Below are 14,244 nucleotides of genomic sequence, written 5' to 3'. Positions count from 1 at the left end.
TTGTCCGGCGGGTCGGTCCCGTGAAGGATGGCCCGGAGCGTGGTGATCTTCAGGGTGGACGGGAAGTGGCGAACGGTGTCCGGTGAGTTGTTCGGTGTGGCGTTGGAGCTGTTGCGGGCCAACCCGTACGGGTTTTTGACCACGGTGGACGATGGGCAGCCGCATACCCGGCTCGTTCAGCACGTCGGCGTCGATGACGACGGGACCGTGTGGATCGGGACCAGCCCGACGTCCCGTAAGGCCGCCCAGATCTCCCGTCATCGGGTCGTGTCGTACGCGGTCGAGGACCGGGCCGCCTTCGCCTACGCGTGCCTGAACGCGACCGCCGAACTGGTCGAGGACGAGACGGAACGGGCCGCCAGGTGGCAGAACGGATTGGAGGCGTTCTTTCCGGACGGCCCGGCCGGGGACGACTTCGTGCTGATCCGGTTGCGTCCGCACAGAGTCGAACTCATGGACTTCTCCCGCGAGATCCACCCCGACCCCTACGGGCTGGTCCCCGCGACCGAGCAGGAAAGCTCCTGGTCGTCGCCCGGCCGGTGAGCCGGGACGTGCTCTAGGGGCCGAGGTACGGGTCGTCCGGGTCGTCCGGGGCGTGGCCGGGCAGGTTCGGGATCTTCGTCAGCTTGTCGGGGTTGCGGACCAGGTCGATCGCGGTGATGCGGCCGGCGTCGACGGTGAACGCCACGACCGACAGTTCGCCGTCGCCGCTGCGGGCGAGCAGGCCCGGGGCGCCGTTGACCTCGGCGACCAGGATGTCCACCGTGCCCACGGCGCGGTAGTGGCCGATCATCATCGGCGCGACCCGGGCGGCGTTCCGCTCGATGTGCTGCAGGGTGGCGGCCTTGCCGCCGCCGTCGCCGCGCAGCACCACGTCGGGGTCGAGGAGCGCGATGAGGCCGGGCAGGTCGCCGTCCCGGCAGGCGGCGGTGAACGCCCGGACGAGTTCGTCCTGTTCGGCATGCGTGGCGGGGGTGCGGGGACGTCCGTCCTCGACGTGCCGGCGGGCCCGGGACGCCAGTTGCCGTACCGCGGCCGGGGTGCGGCCGACGACCTCGGCGATCTCCGGGAACGGGACGCCGAACACGTCGTGCAGGACGAACGCGGTGCGTTCGGCCGGGGAGAGCAGCTCCAGGACGACGAGCAGCGCCATGCTGACCGACTCGTCGAGCGTGACCCGGTCGGCCGGGTCGGCCGGGCCGGGCGCCCCGACCTCGACGAGCGGCTCGGGCAGCCACGTGCCGAAGTAGCGCTCGCGGCGGACGCGCGCGCTGTTCAGCGCGTCCAGCGCCAGCCGGCTCACGGTGGTGGTCAGCCAGGCCGCGAGGTTGCGGACCTCGGACGGGTCGTCGAGCCCGCGCAGCCGCAGCCACGCCTCCTGGACGCAGTCCTCGGCCTCGACCAGCGAGCCCGTCATCGTGTACGCCACGCGCAGCAGCCGCGGACGGCTCGCCTCGAAGTGCCGCGCGAGCATCTCCTCGGTGTTCCGGTCAGTCGTCACCATGCCCTAACGACGGTGCAGCCCGGCCGAATGTGACATGGCCGCGTCGTGTCACACCTGACGCGGCCGCGTCGTCGAGGACGGAAAGCAGGCGACCGTACCGGAGACCGGACCATGACACTGACCGAGCTGGACCGAGAAGAAAACACCAGACCGCCCTCGCGCAAGGGGGCGTTCGTTCGCATCGCCGGGTGGGCCCACCGCCGCCGATGGCTCGCGCTGATCCTCTGGGTCGCCGTCCTCGGCGGCGTGTGGGGGGTCGCGACGGCGACGGGCGACGACTACCGCAACGACTACTCCATTCCCGGGACCGATTCGCAGCGGGCCGCCGAACTGCTGGAAGGGCACGGCGCGGCACGCGCGGGGGACACCGTCCAGATCGTCCTGCACGACGCGGGCGGGCTGCGCGGGCCCGGCGTCGAGCAGCGGGTGAGCGCGATGCTCGACGAGGTCGCCGGGCTGCCCAAGGTCGGCGGCGTCCGCGGCCCGTACCAGGACGCCGCCGCCATCAGCGAGGACGGCACGATCGGCTACGCAGCCGTAATGCTGGAAGTCCCGTCGGAGGACATGCCCAAGGCCGACGTCCAGCGCATCCTCGACACCGCGCAGGCGGTCGAGGGGGACGGGCTGCGGGCCGAGCTGGGCGGCGAGGCGGCGCGGCTGCTGGCGGCGGGGGAGACGAGCCTTGCCGAAGGCGTGGGCCTGCTGGCCGCGCTGGTCGTGCTGGTCCTGATGTTCGGGACGGTCATCGCCGCCGGGCTGCCGATCATCATCGCGCTGTTCGCCGTTGGGACGACGGTCGGCGCGATCATCGTGGCCTCGCACGTCTTCACCATCGCCGACTGGACGCCGCCGATGATGATCCTGGTGGGGCTCGGCGTCGGCATCGACTACGCGCTGCTGATCTTCGCCCGCTACCGCGCCGAACTGGTGCGCGGCGCGGATCCGGAGACGGCGACCGTGCAGGCGCTGGACGCCGCGGGCCGCTCGGTCTTCTTCGCGGGCTGCACCGTCATCCTGGCGCTGCTCGGCCTCGTCGCGCTCGGGCTCGGCTCGCTGCAGGGCATGGCGCTGTCGGTCGCGCTGACCGTGCTGGTCACGATGCTGGCCTCGCTGACCCTGCTGCCCGCGCTGCTCGGGATCTTCGGCCGCCGCTTCGCCCGCCTGTTCGTCGGCCGCGCCCGGCGGCGGGAGGCCGCCGGGAAGGCCGCCGAGGGGACGCGGTGGCGGCGGCTCGCGGTCCTGGTGCAGCGGCGTCCGCTGGCGGCGCTGCTGGCGGCGGGAGCGCTGCTCGGCGCGCTCGCGTTCCCGGCGTTCGGGATGCGCCTCGGCTTCTCCGACGCGGGCAGCGACCCGTCCGGGAGCACGAGCCGGCAGGCGTACGACCTGCTGTCGCAGGGGTTCGGGCCCGGGTTCAACGGCCCGCTGCTGGTGGTCACCGACGGCGGTCCGGACGCCGCCGCGGCCGCGGCGCGCGCGTTGGCCGCGACCCCGGGCGTCGAGGCCGCCGGTACCCCGCTGCCCACGCCGGACGGCGCCGCCGCGACCCTGCCGGTGTTCCCCGAGTCCGCGCCGCAGGACCCGGAGACGTCCCGGCTCGTCGGCACCCTGCGCGACGACGTCCTGCCCGGGCTGTCCGCCCAGAACGGTGCGACCTACCTGGTCGGCGGGGCCACGGCCGCGTCCGAGGACTACTCCGCCAAGGTGGCCGACCGGCTGCCGCTGTTCATGGCGGTCGTCGTCGGGGCCTCGCTGATCCTGCTGATGGTGGTGTTCCGGTCGGTGCTCGTCCCGCTGAAGGCCGCGCTGCTGAACCTGCTCAGCATCGGCGCCGCGCTCGGCGCGATGAAACTGGTGTTCCAGGACGGCTGGTTCGGCGTGGAGCCCGGCCCGATCGAGGCGTACCTGCCGGTGCTGATCTTCGCGATCGTCTTCGGGCTGTCCATGGACTACGAGATCTTCCTGATCTCCCGCATCCACGAGGAATGGACGCGCTCCCCGGACGACCCGTCGCACGCCGTCCGGGAAGGCCTCGCCCACACCGGCTCGGTCATCACCGCCGCCGGAGCGATCATGGTCGTCATTTTCGGCGCCTTCATCCTCAGCCCGGACCGTCTCCTCCAGCAGGCCGGATTCGGCATGGCCATCGCGATTTTCGTCGACGCCGTCATCATCCGCTGCCTGATCGTCCCGGCCGCCATGGAACTGATGGGCCGCCGCGCCTGGTGGCTCCCGGCGCCGCTCGCCCGCCTGCTGCCGAAAGTGGAGCTGGAAAGGGGCACGCGATGAACGTGGTCCTGTGGATCGTGCAATCGGCCTTGGCCCTGATGTTCGCCATGTCCGGCTCGGAGAAGGTTTCCCAGCCGATCGCCAAACTGTCCGGCAAATATCCGTGGGTGCAGGCTTCTCCGCCTGGGCTGGTGCGGTTCATCGGTGTGATGGAACTGCTCGGGGCGCTCGGATTGATCGTGCCCGCCGCCACGGACATCGCCCCCGTTCTGACACCGGCCGCCGCGACCGGACTGGCGCTCCTGATGGCGTCGGCGGCGTCATGCACCTGCGCCGGAAAGAGCCGTCCGGGCTGCCGGCCACCACCGTCCTGTTCGCGCTGGCCGCGCTCGTCGCCTGGGGACGGTTCGGTCCCTACGGCTGGTGACGCCCCCGCAGCGATACCCGTCCGATATCCGTTCCGCAACGAGGAGAGGTCACATGTCGACGACCGAAACAACGCACAACAAGGAAATGCTCCGGCGTTTCCACGAAGCCCTCAACTCCCAGGATATGGAGGTCATCTCGAAGACGATGGACGAGGTCGTCCAGCCGGACGTGCTGATCCGCACACCGTTGCCGCTCGAAAGCACGGGAGTGCAGGCGGTGAAGGAGGTGTTCGAGGTGCTCCTGCGAGCCTTCCCCGACCTGCACGTGTCGATCGAGGACCTCATCGCGGAAGGGGACAAGGTCGTCTCCAGAAACGTCGTCACCGGGACCAACCTGGGCGAATACATGGGGCGGCCGCCGACCGGCAAGCCGGTCACCTACAACGAGATGTTCGTCGTCCGCTTCCGCGACGGCCGGGTCGCCGAGACCTGGGCGGTCGTCGACGTCCTCGCGCAACTGCGGCAGCTCGGGATGCTTCCGGCCTGAACGGACGGTGAAGATCATGCGGGCGACCTCGAAAGACGCTCGCGGCCCTTGACGGGAGATCGATCCGCGCCTTGAATCGGGTCGCGAAAAAGCCCGTGCAAGCGGCTTCCGGCCGGGCGGGAGCGGCTTCGAAGGAGATGACGCATGCTCCCATCCCAGCCCCCTGCCCGGTCCAGGAAATTCGGCAGGGCGTGGACGGCCGCCGCCCTCGCGCTCGCCCTCGCCGTGTCGGCGGCCCTGTCCGGTGGTCCGGACGGGGCCGCCCCCGCGCGGCACGTCGCCGTCCGCGCCGCGGCCGACGACCCGTTCTGGGGCGACACCTCGAACATCCCGCCCGCGCGGAACGTCCTCACCGTCAAGATCCTCAACCGGACGAACGGGCAGTACCCCGACGACCAGGTCTTCTGGACGTTCGACGGGCAGACCCGCTCGATCGCCGAACAGCCGTACATCGACATGCCCGCCAACTCCGCGGGGCGCATGTACTTCCACGTCGGCTCGCCCGACGGCCGGTACTGGGACTTCATCGAGTTCACGGTCGGCCCGGACGTCTTCAACGGCAACACCACCCGCGTGGACGGCTTCGGCCTCAAGCTCGCGATGCGGCTGCACGCCCACGACGGGTACGACGTGTCCGTCGGCGAGAACCTCGCGACGTTCCAGGAGAGCCGCGAGGCGACGTTCCGGCGGTTCGCCGACGCCGTCCCGGCCGAGTTCGACGGCCTCGCGACCGTCGAGGCGCCGTACCGGATCCCGTCGCCCGGCAACTCGCCCGACTTCCGGCCGGGCGGAGCGCACGCGGGCTACTTCACCGGCTACGCCGCGTCCGTCGGCGTGTCCGCGACGACCGCGCAGGTCACCGGGTGCGCGGGCCCGCTCGCCGGGGACGCCGCGCGGTGCGCCGCACTGAACCGGCACGTCGCCGAACTGCCGCCCGCGCAGTGGACGGACGTGTCGCGCTTCTACGCGTCCGCCCCGGCTAACCACTACGCGAAGTTCTGGCACGACAACGCGATCGGCGGCCTCGCGTACGGGTTCCCGTACGACGACGTCGCCGAGCGGTCGTCGTTCGTCTCGCGCGGGAACCCGCAGTACCTGCTCGTCGCCGTCGGCTGGTGAGCCTCCCGGCCCCGGCGTGCGGGCGTGCGGCGTGCGGCCGTCCGCCCGCCGGGGCCGGTCAGCGGATGATCACACGGTCCTTCGGGGCCTCGGCGTCGGCCGTCCAGCCGTCGTGGCCCGTGTCGGCGCGCCACACCTTGCCCGCGTGCCGCACCTCGGTCAGCCCGTACGGCTGCGCGTGCGTCACCGCCCAGGACGCGACGGCCCAGCCCATCCGCTCGCCGGGCACCGCCACCGACGTCCACGCCGCCGACGCGTCGCCGGTCCCCTTCAGCCCGCCGCCGAACGCCGCCGCATCTCGCGGACCGCCTCGGCGCGGCGCGGCGGCGTCCGCTCGTCCGGCGGGAACCAGCACCGCGCGGTCGCGGGCTCCCGGCCGGTGAACGCCGCCGCCAGCAGCTCGCCCTCCGGCTCGTGCTGCGCGTACAGGGCGCCGTCGGCGCTGCGCTGCACCTCCTGCGCGGCGATGTGGAGGTCCTTGTCGAGGTAGTCCTTGACCTGGACGAGCCCGTCGAAGAACTTGCTCGTCGCCACGACGGGGTCGCGGAGCTGCTCCGGCGTGCCCCAGCCCTGCGACGGACGCTGCTGGAACATCCCCACCGAGTCGCGGTCGCCGCCCGCGAGGTTCCGCAGGTGCGACTCCTGGATCGCCGTCGCGTACGCGATCACCACGGCCCGCTCCGGCAGTTCCTTGCGGAACGCCACCGCCGCGACCGTCGCCGCGTTCGCGCCCTGCTCCAGGCTCAGCGACATCTGCCCGCCGGTCGTGCGCACCTCGCAGCCGGTCCCGTGCAGGTACGGGCGCGTCCACTGGTACGTCACGTACCGCCCGCGCCCAGCAGCAGCACGAAGACGGACGTGATGACGGCCCAGCGCCTGCCGCGCCGGGACGTGCGTGTGTCCGGCCCCTCCGCGGGACGCGACTTCGACCTCGCCCATGCAGCCACGCGAAGACCGTACCGGGAACCGGTCCCTACTAAGCTCAGGAACCATGACCGAAACGTTCACCAGCCCGATCTCCCACGTCATCGACGAGCTGTGGGAGCGGCGCGCCGACCTCACGCCGGACGACGCCGACGCGCGCGCCGCGATCACCGCGGCCGTCGACCAGCTCGACGTCGGCGAGGCCCGCGTCGCCTTCATCGACCCCGCGACCGACGAGGTCGTCGTGGACGAGCGCGCGAAGCGGTCGATCCTGCTCAGCTTCAAGGTGCTCGGCATGGTGCGTTCGCAGGTCGGCGACTTCCAGTACCACGACCGGATCCCGCTGAAGAGCCGCCTGGACGGCGTCCGCGTGGTGCCGGGCGCGATCGCCCGCTGGGGCGCGTACCTCGCGCCGGGCGTGGTGCTGATGCCGTCCTTCACCAACTTCGGCGCCTACGTCGACTCCGGCACCATGGTCGACACCTGGGCCACCGTCGGCTCGTGCGCGCAGATCGGCAAGAACGTCCACCTGTCCGGCGGCGTCGGCATCGGCGGCGTGCTGGAGCCGCCGAACGCCAAGCCCGTCATCGTCGAGGACGAGGCCATGATCGGCAGCCGCTCGATGATCGTCGAGGGCGCGCGGGTCGGCAAGGGCGCGGTCGTCGGCTCGGGCACGAACCTGTCGGCGTCCATGCCCGTCATCGACGTGGAGACCGGCGAGGAGATCAGCCGGGGCCGCATCCCCGACTGGTGCGTCGCGGTCGGCGGCACCCGCACCAAGGAGTTCAAGGGCGGCACGTTCGGCCTCCCCGCCGTTCTCATCCTCAAGCGCCTCGAAGAGGGGCAGCGGCACAACAAGGCCGAGCTGAACGACATCCTGCGCGACCACGGCCTCGGCTGAGCCGGGAGTCCCGTCGGCGGCGGCCGTCGGTGGGGCGGAGTAGGTTGCGGCGGCATGACACGTACCACTCCGCCGCGCCCCGTGGACATCGCGGCGCTCTTTCCGGAGATCGTCCCGTTCGCGCGGACGGCCACGCGCCTGCACCCGCGTCCCGGCACGCCCGGGGTGCACGACAGCTCGGTCGGCGGGCCGCTCCGGTGGCCCGCGGACGAGCCGTGGCCGGTCTGCACGGAGCCGCACGACGACTCCGCGGGGTATCTCCGGAGCGTGGACGCCGAGCGGCGGCGGCGAAAGATCTACGCGGCGCGTCCGGCCGGGGCCGACTTCACGCCCGAGCAGCGGGCGGAACTCGCGCGCCTGGGCGAGCTGGACGCGAAGGCCGACAAGGCCGATCCCGCGCCGCCCGCCGCCATGATGGCCGTCGCGCAGCTCTACCTGAAGGACGTCCCGGGCCTCGCGGGGCCGCCGGGCGCGGACGTCCTGCAGGTGCTGTGGTGCCCGCGCGACCACCTGCCGGACTACTGCCCGGCGCCGATGCTGCGCTGGCGCCGCTCGTCCGACGTGACCGACGTGGTCGCCGAGCAGCCGGAACCCGAGGCGATGCTGGAGGACATGTACCTCCCCGAGCCCTGCGTGCTGCACCCGGAGCAGGTCGTCGAGTACCCGTACCACGACTTCCTGCCGGACGGTCTGCAGGAGCGGATCTCCGCGTGGGAGGAGACGAACAGGCCGTCCTACCAGTACGAGCTGTCGCTCGCCCCCGGCTGGAAGGTCGGCGGCCACGCGTCCTGGAGCCTCGGCGGCGCCAAGCCGCCGACCTGCGACGACTGCGGCGCCGCCATGGACATGCTCCTGTCGATCGACTCCGGCGAGTGGAACGACGAGTGCGGTCCCGACGGCGAGGGGTCCTGGTGTCCCCTGGAGGACGCCGGGAGCCGCGAGTACGACCCGACGAAGGTGCAGATCGGCCGCGGCTACGCGCTGTACGTCTTCACGTGCCCGACATCGTTCGACCATCCGCTGAAGACGGTCCAGCAGTGACGTTCAGGGGGTGCGGGGTCAGGACGGCGAGGGCGGCGGCGTAGCCGGAGCCGAGCGACAGGTCCGCCAGCCGGACGGGCGACACGGCCGCGTCGTCGTCCCACGCGAGCACCTCGGGCGGGTCGCCGGGGCCGGAGAGGTGGATGGCGGTCATGGGGGCCGCCAGGCCGTGGCCGGTGGCCTTCAGGATGGCCTCCTTGCGGCTCCAGTACGTGTGGAAACCGCTTCTGCGCCGCTCGGGCGGCAGCGCGGCGAACGCCTCGCGTTCGGGCGCCGACAGCACCATCTCGGCGAGCCGGTCGATGTCGCGGTCGTTCTCGCGCTCGACGTCCACGCCGACCGCGGCGCCCTCGACCAGGGCGAGGACGACGCGGTCGCCGGAGTGCGACAGCGAGAAGTCGATCGCGTGGCCGGGCAGGCGCGGCTTGCCGTGCTCGCCGCCGCAGTGCGGGCACTCGGTGGTGAACGTGATCGACTCGGGGGCCAGGCCGGTGCGTTCGGCGAGGACGGTACGGGCGAGGAAGCGGCCGGTGACGAAGCGGGCCTTGTCCTCGGGGCGGACGAAACGGTCGTGGCGGGCACGTTCGGTGGTGTCCAGAAGGTCGCGCATGTGCGGTTCGTCGGTGGGCGTCGCCCACTCGACCAGTACGGGCATCTCCACGCCGGTGATCCTATGCCGCGTACGCTTGTCGCCCATGCGGCTTGATCTGTTCTCGGACGTGACGGACCTGACGGCGGCGATCGTCGACATCGAGTCGGTGAGCGGCGCGGAGGGGCCGCTCGCCGACGCGGTCGAGGCGGCGCTGCGCGCGTTGCCGCACCTCACGGTCGAACGCGCCGGGCACAACATCGTGGCCCGCACCGGACTCGGGCGCCCGGAACGCGTCGTCCTGGCCGGGCACCTGGACACCGTGCCGCTGAACGGCAACCTGCCGTCGCGCGTCGAGGGCGACCGGCTCTACGGGTGCGGCACGACCGACATGAAGAGCGGCGTCGCCGTCGCCCTCAAGCTCGCGGCGACCGTCCCCGAGCCGACCCGCGACATCACGTACGTGTTCTACGAGTGCGAGGAGATCGAGGCCGAGCGCAACGGGCTGCGGCTGCTCGCCGCCGAACGTCCCGAGCTGCTCGCCGGCGACTTCGCCGTCCTGATGGAGCCGACGGGCGCGCTCATCGAGGGCGGATGCCAGGGCACCCTCCGCGTGGAGGTCACGGCCACGGGGGAGAGGGCCCACAGCGCGCGCGCTTGGATGGGTTCCAACGCGATCCACTCGGCCGGACGGATCCTGGACGTCCTGCGCGCGTACGAGCCGACGCGTCCGGTCGTGGACGGGCTCGAATACCACGAGGGGCTGAACGCCGTGTTCGTCCGGGGCGGTGTCGCGGGGAACGTCATCCCGGACGAGTGCGTCGTGACGGTGAACTACCGGTTCGCGCCCGACAAGTCCCTCGATGAGGCGGAGGCGTACCTTCGGGGAATCTTCGACGGCTTCGCGGTGAAGGTGACGGACGCGTCGCCCGCCGCGCGTCCCGGGCTGACGCACCCGGCGGCGGACGCGTTCGTCCGGGCGAGCGGCGCGGAGGTCCGGGCCAAGCTCGGCTGGACGGACGTCGCCCGCTTCGCCGAACTGGGCGTCCCGGCCGTCAACTACGGGCCGGGGGAGCCCACCCTCGCGCACACGAAGGACGAATACGTCGAGATCCCCCTGATCGCCGACTGCGAGCGCCGCATGCGAGCCTGGCTGACCACCTGACCCCCCGCCCGTCCTGACGTTGATCTGCGGCGTGTTGCCCTTATGGGCGCCCGAGTTAGGGCAACACGCCGCAGATCAACGAACCGGGCGGGCGGAAGGTCAGGCGCGGAGGCCTTGGAGGAAGACGTCGGTGTAGACGCGGCGTTCGTCCGGGCCCGCGAGGGAGACGGTCATCGCCAGCCCGCACATCAGGGTGCGGAACTCGTGGAGGCCGATGTCGGCGCGGAGCGTCCCGGCGGCGTGGGCGCGGTCGATCAGCCGGGTCGTGTTGTCGTGCAGTTCACGGTTCTGGTGGCCGGTGTTCTCGTCGAACAGCAGGCCGATGTCGCCGAACACCATGCGCAGGCCCCGGTTGCGGCTCATCACCTCGGCGCTGCGCCGGACGAACTGCGCCAGCCCGTCCCACGGGTCGTCGACGCGCAGCGCCTCGGCGGCGTTGGCGGCGCCGTCGGCCAGCCACTCGTCGATGAGCTCGTCGACGAGGGCCTGCTTGGTGGGGAAGTGGCGGTAGATCGTCCCGACGCCGACCCCGGCGCGGCGGGCGATGTCCTCCATCTGGACTTCGGCGCCGCCCTCCTCGAACGCCACGCGCGCGGCGTCCAGGACGCGACGTCGGTTGCGGCGCGCGTCCGCGCGCATCGGGCGGGGCTCGGCGGTGCTGGTCATCGCGTCTAGTCAACCATACGAATTGACAAACGGAATCCAGCTTCCGTATCTTCCGTCGCGTAAACGGAATCGGAATTCGACTTCCAGATGGGAGCCGCGCATGGCCGCACGGCATCGGGGGCTCGCGCTCGCACTGCTCACGTCCGTCCAGTTCGTCCTGGTCCTGGACGCCTCGATCGTCAACATCGCGCTGCCGTCCATCGGCCGCGACCTGCACTTCGACCAGGCCGACCTGTCCTGGGTCGCCAACGCCTACACGCTCGCGTTCGGCGGGTTCCTGCTGTTCGGCGGACGGGTCGCCGACCTCGCCGGACGCGCCGGATGTTCCTCGCCGGGCTCGCGCTGTTCACCGCCGCGTCGCTCGCGGCGGCTCGGCGCCGAACGCCGCGACGCTCGTCGCCGCGCGGGCGGTGCAGGGGCGTCGGCGCCGCCCTCGCCGCGCCCGCCGCACTGGCGCTGATCATGACGCTGTTCGCGCCCGGCCCCGAACGCAACCGCGCGCTCGGCCTGTTCGGCGCCGTCGCCGGTGCGGGCGGCGCCGCGGGCGCGATCCTCGGCGGGCTCCTCACCGACTGGTTCGGCTGGGAGGCGGTGCTGTACGTCAACGTCCCGATCGGCCTCGCCGCCATCGCGCTCGCGCCCGTCCTGCTGCCGGAGGCACGGGACGAGCGGGTCCGCGGCTTCGACCTCACCGGGGCCGCCGCGGTAACCGGCGGGCTCGCGCTGCTCGTCTACACGCTCGTGGACGGCAACGAGGCGGGCTGGACGTCCGCGCGGACGCTCGGGCTCGGCGCCGGGGCCGTCGCGGCGCTCGCGGCGTTCGCCGCGGTGGAGGCGCGCGTGCGGCACCCGCTCGTCCAGCTCGGGATCTTCCGGAACCGGTCGCTGACCGGCGGCAACGTCGCGGCCGTCCTGATGACGATGGCGATCTTCCCGATGTTCTACGTCATGACGCTCTACCTGCAGCAGGTCAAGGGCTACGAGCCGGTGAAGGCGGGGGTGGCGCAGCTTCCGGTGGCGATCGCGATCGGCGTCGGGTCGGCGATCGGCTCGCGGCTCATCACCCGGTTCGGCCCCCGCGTCCCGGTGGGCGCGGCGCTGGCCGTGGCCGCGTGCGGGCTCGCCTGGTTCTCCCGGATGTCGGTGACCGGCCACTACGCGGCCGAGGTGCTCGCCCCGGCCGTCGTGATGGGGCTCGGCACCGGCGTCGTCTTCGTCGGCACCGCCATCGCCGCGACCGCCGGGGCGTCGGCGGACGAGTCGGGGCTCGCGTCCGGCCTGATCAACACCGCCCAGCAGGTCGGCGGCGCGCTCGGCCTGGCGCTCGTGGTGGCGGTGTCCGCGCACGTCACCGAGGGTGCGCTCGCGGACGGCGAGCGCGTCCTCGGGATCGCGCTGAACGAGGGGTTCCGGGCCGGGATGCTCACCGCCGCGGGCGTCGCGCTCGTCGCCGCCGCGGGGGCTCTGGCGCTCATCCCCGGCCGGACGCCGACGCGGCCGCGGCCGAGGATGAGGAAAGTGTGCCCCCGGAGAAGGTAGGCCGTTCGTAAAAACGGAGAGGTGGCGGGTCCCTTCGCGCCGTTACGGTGGTGGCCATGACATCCGAAGACGACCGCCGCTCCCGGCGGCAGGGACCCGCCATGCTGCGCGGGCGCGCCGTCCCGCCGACGACCACCGACCAGCGGCTGCTCGACGCGCGCGGCCCGGTCGACTGGGTGCACGCCGACCCCTGGCGGGTGCTGCGCATCCAGGCCGAGTTCGTCGAGGGCTTCGGGCTGCTCGCGGAACTGCCGAAGGCGGTCAGCGTCTTCGGCAGCGCCCGCACCAAGCCCGGGACGCCCGAGTACGAGATGGCCGTCGACATCGGCGCCCGGCTGCACGACGCCGGATACGCGGTGATCACCGGGGGCGGCCCCGGGATCATGGAGGCGGCGAACAAGGGCTGCGACGAGAACGGCGGCCTGTCCGTCGGGCTCGGCATCGAGCTGCCCTTCGAGCAGAAGCTGAACGACCACGTCGACATCGGCCTGGAGTTCCGGTACTTCTTCGTCCGCAAGACGATGTTCGTGAAGTACTCGCAGGCGTTCGTGGTGCTGCCGGGCGGGTTCGGGACGCTCGACGAGCTGTTCGAGGCGATCACGCTCGTCCAGACCAAGAAGATCACCCGGTTCCCGATCGTGCTCGTCGGCACCGAGTTCTGGAGCGGGCTGCTCGACTGGGTCCGCGCCGTGATGCTGCCGTCCGGGAAGATCTCCGCCGAGGACCTGGACCTGATCCACCTCACCGACGACCCCGACGAGGTCGTCAAGGTGGTCGTCGACGCGCACATCGAGCAGGAACGGCTGCTGCAGGAGCAGGCCGCGGTGGACGAGGCCGCGGAGCGGGGAGTGGACGGCACGTGAGCGACTCCCTCGCGGTCTGCGTCTTCTGCGCGTCCAGCAGCAAGATCGACCCCCGTTTCCTCGACCTGGCGGCGGAGGCCGGCGCCGAGCTGGCGCGGCGCGGCCACAGCCTGGTCAGCGGCGGCGCCCAGGTGTCGTGCATGGGCGCCGTGGCGCGCGCCGCGCGGGCCGGCGGCGCCCGCAGCGTCGGCGTGATCCCCGAGAACCTCGTCGACCTCGAGATCTCCGACGAGGACAACGACGAGCTGATCGTCACCCCCGACATGCGCACCCGCAAGGGCGAGATGGACCGCCGCAGCGACGCGTTCCTCGTCCTGCCCGGCGGCATCGGGACGCTGGAGGAGCTGTTCGAGATCTGGACGGCCCGGACCCTCGGCATGCACGCCAAGCCGATCGTCATCCTCGACCCCGTCGGCGTCTTCGAGCCGCTGCGCGAGCTGATGAAGGGCCTCGCCGAGCACGGCTTCACCCGTCCGAAGACGTTCGACGCGGTGAGCTGGGCGTCGACCGTCCCGGAGGCGTTCGACCTGCTGGAACGGTCCGCGGTCCGGATCGAGGCGACCCCCGAGGACTACGCCGAGGCGGAGTTGTAGACCCGTAGCGTCCGGCGCGCGTCATCTCCGCAGGGAGGGAAGGAGCCTCTGCGGAGGTGGGGACGTGAACGGCGTGACGAGGGTGAAGGCGTGCACGGTCGCGTGGACGGCCGCGGGCGGGCTGCTGCTCGCCGGGTGCTCCGGCGGGACGGACGACGGCGGCGGCGCGGACGGCGGCGCGGGCGGCGGCGGGTCGCCC

16 protein-coding genes and 1 pseudogene are annotated in these 14,244 nt (G+C 72.2%); 12 read left to right on the top strand and 5 right to left on the bottom strand.

What is annotated here, in order from left to right:
• Nucleotides 1-39 precede the first annotated feature (39 nt).
• Nucleotides 40-543: a pyridoxamine 5'-phosphate oxidase family protein gene (locus BJF79_RS01275; RefSeq protein WP_262401365.1), complete on the top strand. Its 504-nt coding sequence runs from the start codon at nucleotides 40-42 to the stop codon at nucleotides 541-543.
• A gap of 13 nt (nucleotides 544-556) precedes the next feature.
• Here the strand turns inward: BJF79_RS01275 and sigJ are convergent, their stop codons facing one another.
• On the bottom strand, nucleotides 557-1,504 hold the full coding sequence (gene sigJ, locus BJF79_RS01270) for an RNA polymerase sigma factor SigJ (RefSeq protein ID WP_075894618.1): 948 nt from the start codon (nucleotides 1,502-1,504) through the stop codon (nucleotides 557-559).
• A 111-nt stretch (nucleotides 1,505-1,615) separates the two neighbouring features.
• Here sigJ and BJF79_RS01265 point away from each other — a divergent pair, with 111 nt between their 5' ends.
• The 4 genes and pseudogenes from BJF79_RS01265 (at nucleotide 1,616) to BJF79_RS01250 (ending at nucleotide 5,764) form a co-directional block, all read left to right on the top strand.
• Nucleotides 1,616-3,790 (top strand): MMPL family transporter, encoded by a 2,175-nt coding sequence (locus tag BJF79_RS01265; protein ID WP_075894617.1) that lies wholly within the window; start codon nucleotides 1,616-1,618, stop codon nucleotides 3,788-3,790.
• Nucleotides 3,787-3,996: pseudogene (locus tag BJF79_RS57940) on the top strand (DoxX family protein); the annotation flags it as partial. The gene BJF79_RS01265 and the pseudogene BJF79_RS57940, both read left to right, overlap by 4 nt.
• Before the next feature lie 214 nt (nucleotides 3,997-4,210).
• The gene (locus BJF79_RS01255) at nucleotides 4,211-4,645 is read left to right on the top strand and encodes an ester cyclase (RefSeq protein WP_075894616.1); all 435 of its coding nucleotides are present in this window, start codon (nucleotides 4,211-4,213) and stop codon (nucleotides 4,643-4,645) included.
• Nucleotides 4,646-4,789: 144 nt separating this feature from the next.
• Nucleotides 4,790-5,764, top strand: a complete 975-nt coding sequence (locus BJF79_RS01250; RefSeq protein WP_083733074.1) for a glycoside hydrolase family 64 protein — start codon at nucleotides 4,790-4,792, stop codon at nucleotides 5,762-5,764.
• Nucleotides 5,765-5,822: 58 nt separating this feature from the next.
• On the opposite strand, the gene BJF79_RS57935 is transcribed toward BJF79_RS01250, so the two are convergent.
• Together BJF79_RS57935 and BJF79_RS01245 are read right to left on the bottom strand one after the other, a co-directional pair.
• Nucleotides 5,823-5,999 (bottom strand): hypothetical protein, encoded by a 177-nt coding sequence (locus BJF79_RS57935; protein WP_262401364.1) that lies wholly within the window; start codon nucleotides 5,997-5,999, stop codon nucleotides 5,823-5,825.
• Nucleotides 6,000-6,034: 35 nt separating this feature from the next.
• On the bottom strand, nucleotides 6,035-6,703 hold the full coding sequence (locus tag BJF79_RS01245) for a hypothetical protein (protein ID WP_262401363.1): 669 nt from the start codon (nucleotides 6,701-6,703) through the stop codon (nucleotides 6,035-6,037).
• 52 nt (nucleotides 6,704-6,755) lie between these two features.
• Here BJF79_RS01245 and BJF79_RS01240 point away from each other — a divergent pair, with 52 nt between their 5' ends.
• Nucleotides 6,756-7,589, top strand: a complete 834-nt coding sequence (locus BJF79_RS01240) for a 2,3,4,5-tetrahydropyridine-2,6-dicarboxylate N-succinyltransferase (RefSeq protein WP_075894615.1) — start codon at nucleotides 6,756-6,758, stop codon at nucleotides 7,587-7,589.
• A gap of 54 nt (nucleotides 7,590-7,643) precedes the next feature.
• Nucleotides 7,644-8,630 carry a hypothetical protein gene (locus BJF79_RS01235; protein ID WP_075894614.1) on the top strand — a complete coding sequence of 329 codons (987 nt, stop codon included), beginning with the start codon at nucleotides 7,644-7,646 and terminating at the stop codon, nucleotides 8,628-8,630.
• On the opposite strand, the gene BJF79_RS01230 is transcribed toward BJF79_RS01235, so the two are convergent.
• Nucleotides 8,581-9,285: a 4'-phosphopantetheinyl transferase family protein gene (locus BJF79_RS01230; protein WP_075894630.1), complete on the bottom strand. Its 705-nt coding sequence runs from the start codon at nucleotides 9,283-9,285 to the stop codon at nucleotides 8,581-8,583. The two genes, BJF79_RS01235 and BJF79_RS01230, sit on opposite strands and share 50 nt — an antisense overlap.
• Before the next feature lie 40 nt (nucleotides 9,286-9,325).
• Here BJF79_RS01230 and dapE point away from each other — a divergent pair, with 40 nt between their 5' ends.
• Nucleotides 9,326-10,384, top strand: a complete 1,059-nt coding sequence (dapE, locus tag BJF79_RS01225; protein WP_075894613.1) for a succinyl-diaminopimelate desuccinylase — start codon at nucleotides 9,326-9,328, stop codon at nucleotides 10,382-10,384.
• A 99-nt stretch (nucleotides 10,385-10,483) separates the two neighbouring features.
• On the opposite strand, the gene BJF79_RS01220 is transcribed toward dapE, so the two are convergent.
• A complete protein-coding gene (locus tag BJF79_RS01220) occupies nucleotides 10,484-11,050 on the bottom strand; it encodes a TetR/AcrR family transcriptional regulator (RefSeq protein ID WP_083733073.1) in 567 nt (188 codons plus the stop codon).
• 100 nt (nucleotides 11,051-11,150) lie between these two features.
• Between BJF79_RS01220 and BJF79_RS57930 the strand changes: the two genes are divergently transcribed.
• From BJF79_RS57930 to BJF79_RS01205, 4 genes are read left to right on the top strand one after another with little or no spacing between them, the layout of a single operon-like run.
• Nucleotides 11,151-11,510 carry an MFS transporter gene (locus BJF79_RS57930; protein WP_262401362.1) on the top strand — a complete coding sequence of 120 codons (360 nt, stop codon included), beginning with the start codon at nucleotides 11,151-11,153 and terminating at the stop codon, nucleotides 11,508-11,510.
• Entirely contained in the window at nucleotides 11,393-12,589 is a 1,197-nt protein-coding gene (locus tag BJF79_RS01215; RefSeq protein WP_262401370.1) for an MFS transporter, read from the top strand. Before BJF79_RS57930 ends, BJF79_RS01215 begins: the two co-directional genes overlap by 118 nt.
• A 56-nt stretch (nucleotides 12,590-12,645) precedes the next feature.
• A complete protein-coding gene (locus tag BJF79_RS01210) occupies nucleotides 12,646-13,452 on the top strand; it encodes a TIGR00730 family Rossman fold protein (RefSeq protein ID WP_075894612.1) in 807 nt (268 codons plus the stop codon).
• A complete protein-coding gene (locus tag BJF79_RS01205) occupies nucleotides 13,449-14,045 on the top strand; it encodes a TIGR00730 family Rossman fold protein (protein ID WP_075894611.1) in 597 nt (198 codons plus the stop codon). The genes BJF79_RS01210 and BJF79_RS01205 overlap by 4 nt, the downstream gene beginning before the upstream one ends.
• Nucleotides 14,046-14,244 lie beyond the last annotated feature (199 nt).

This window comes from Actinomadura sp. CNU-125, from assembly GCF_001942465.1.
Taxonomy (GTDB): domain Bacteria; phylum Actinomycetota; class Actinomycetes; order Streptosporangiales; family Streptosporangiaceae; genus Spirillospora.
This window is presented reverse-complemented; position numbering and strand designations above follow the sequence as displayed.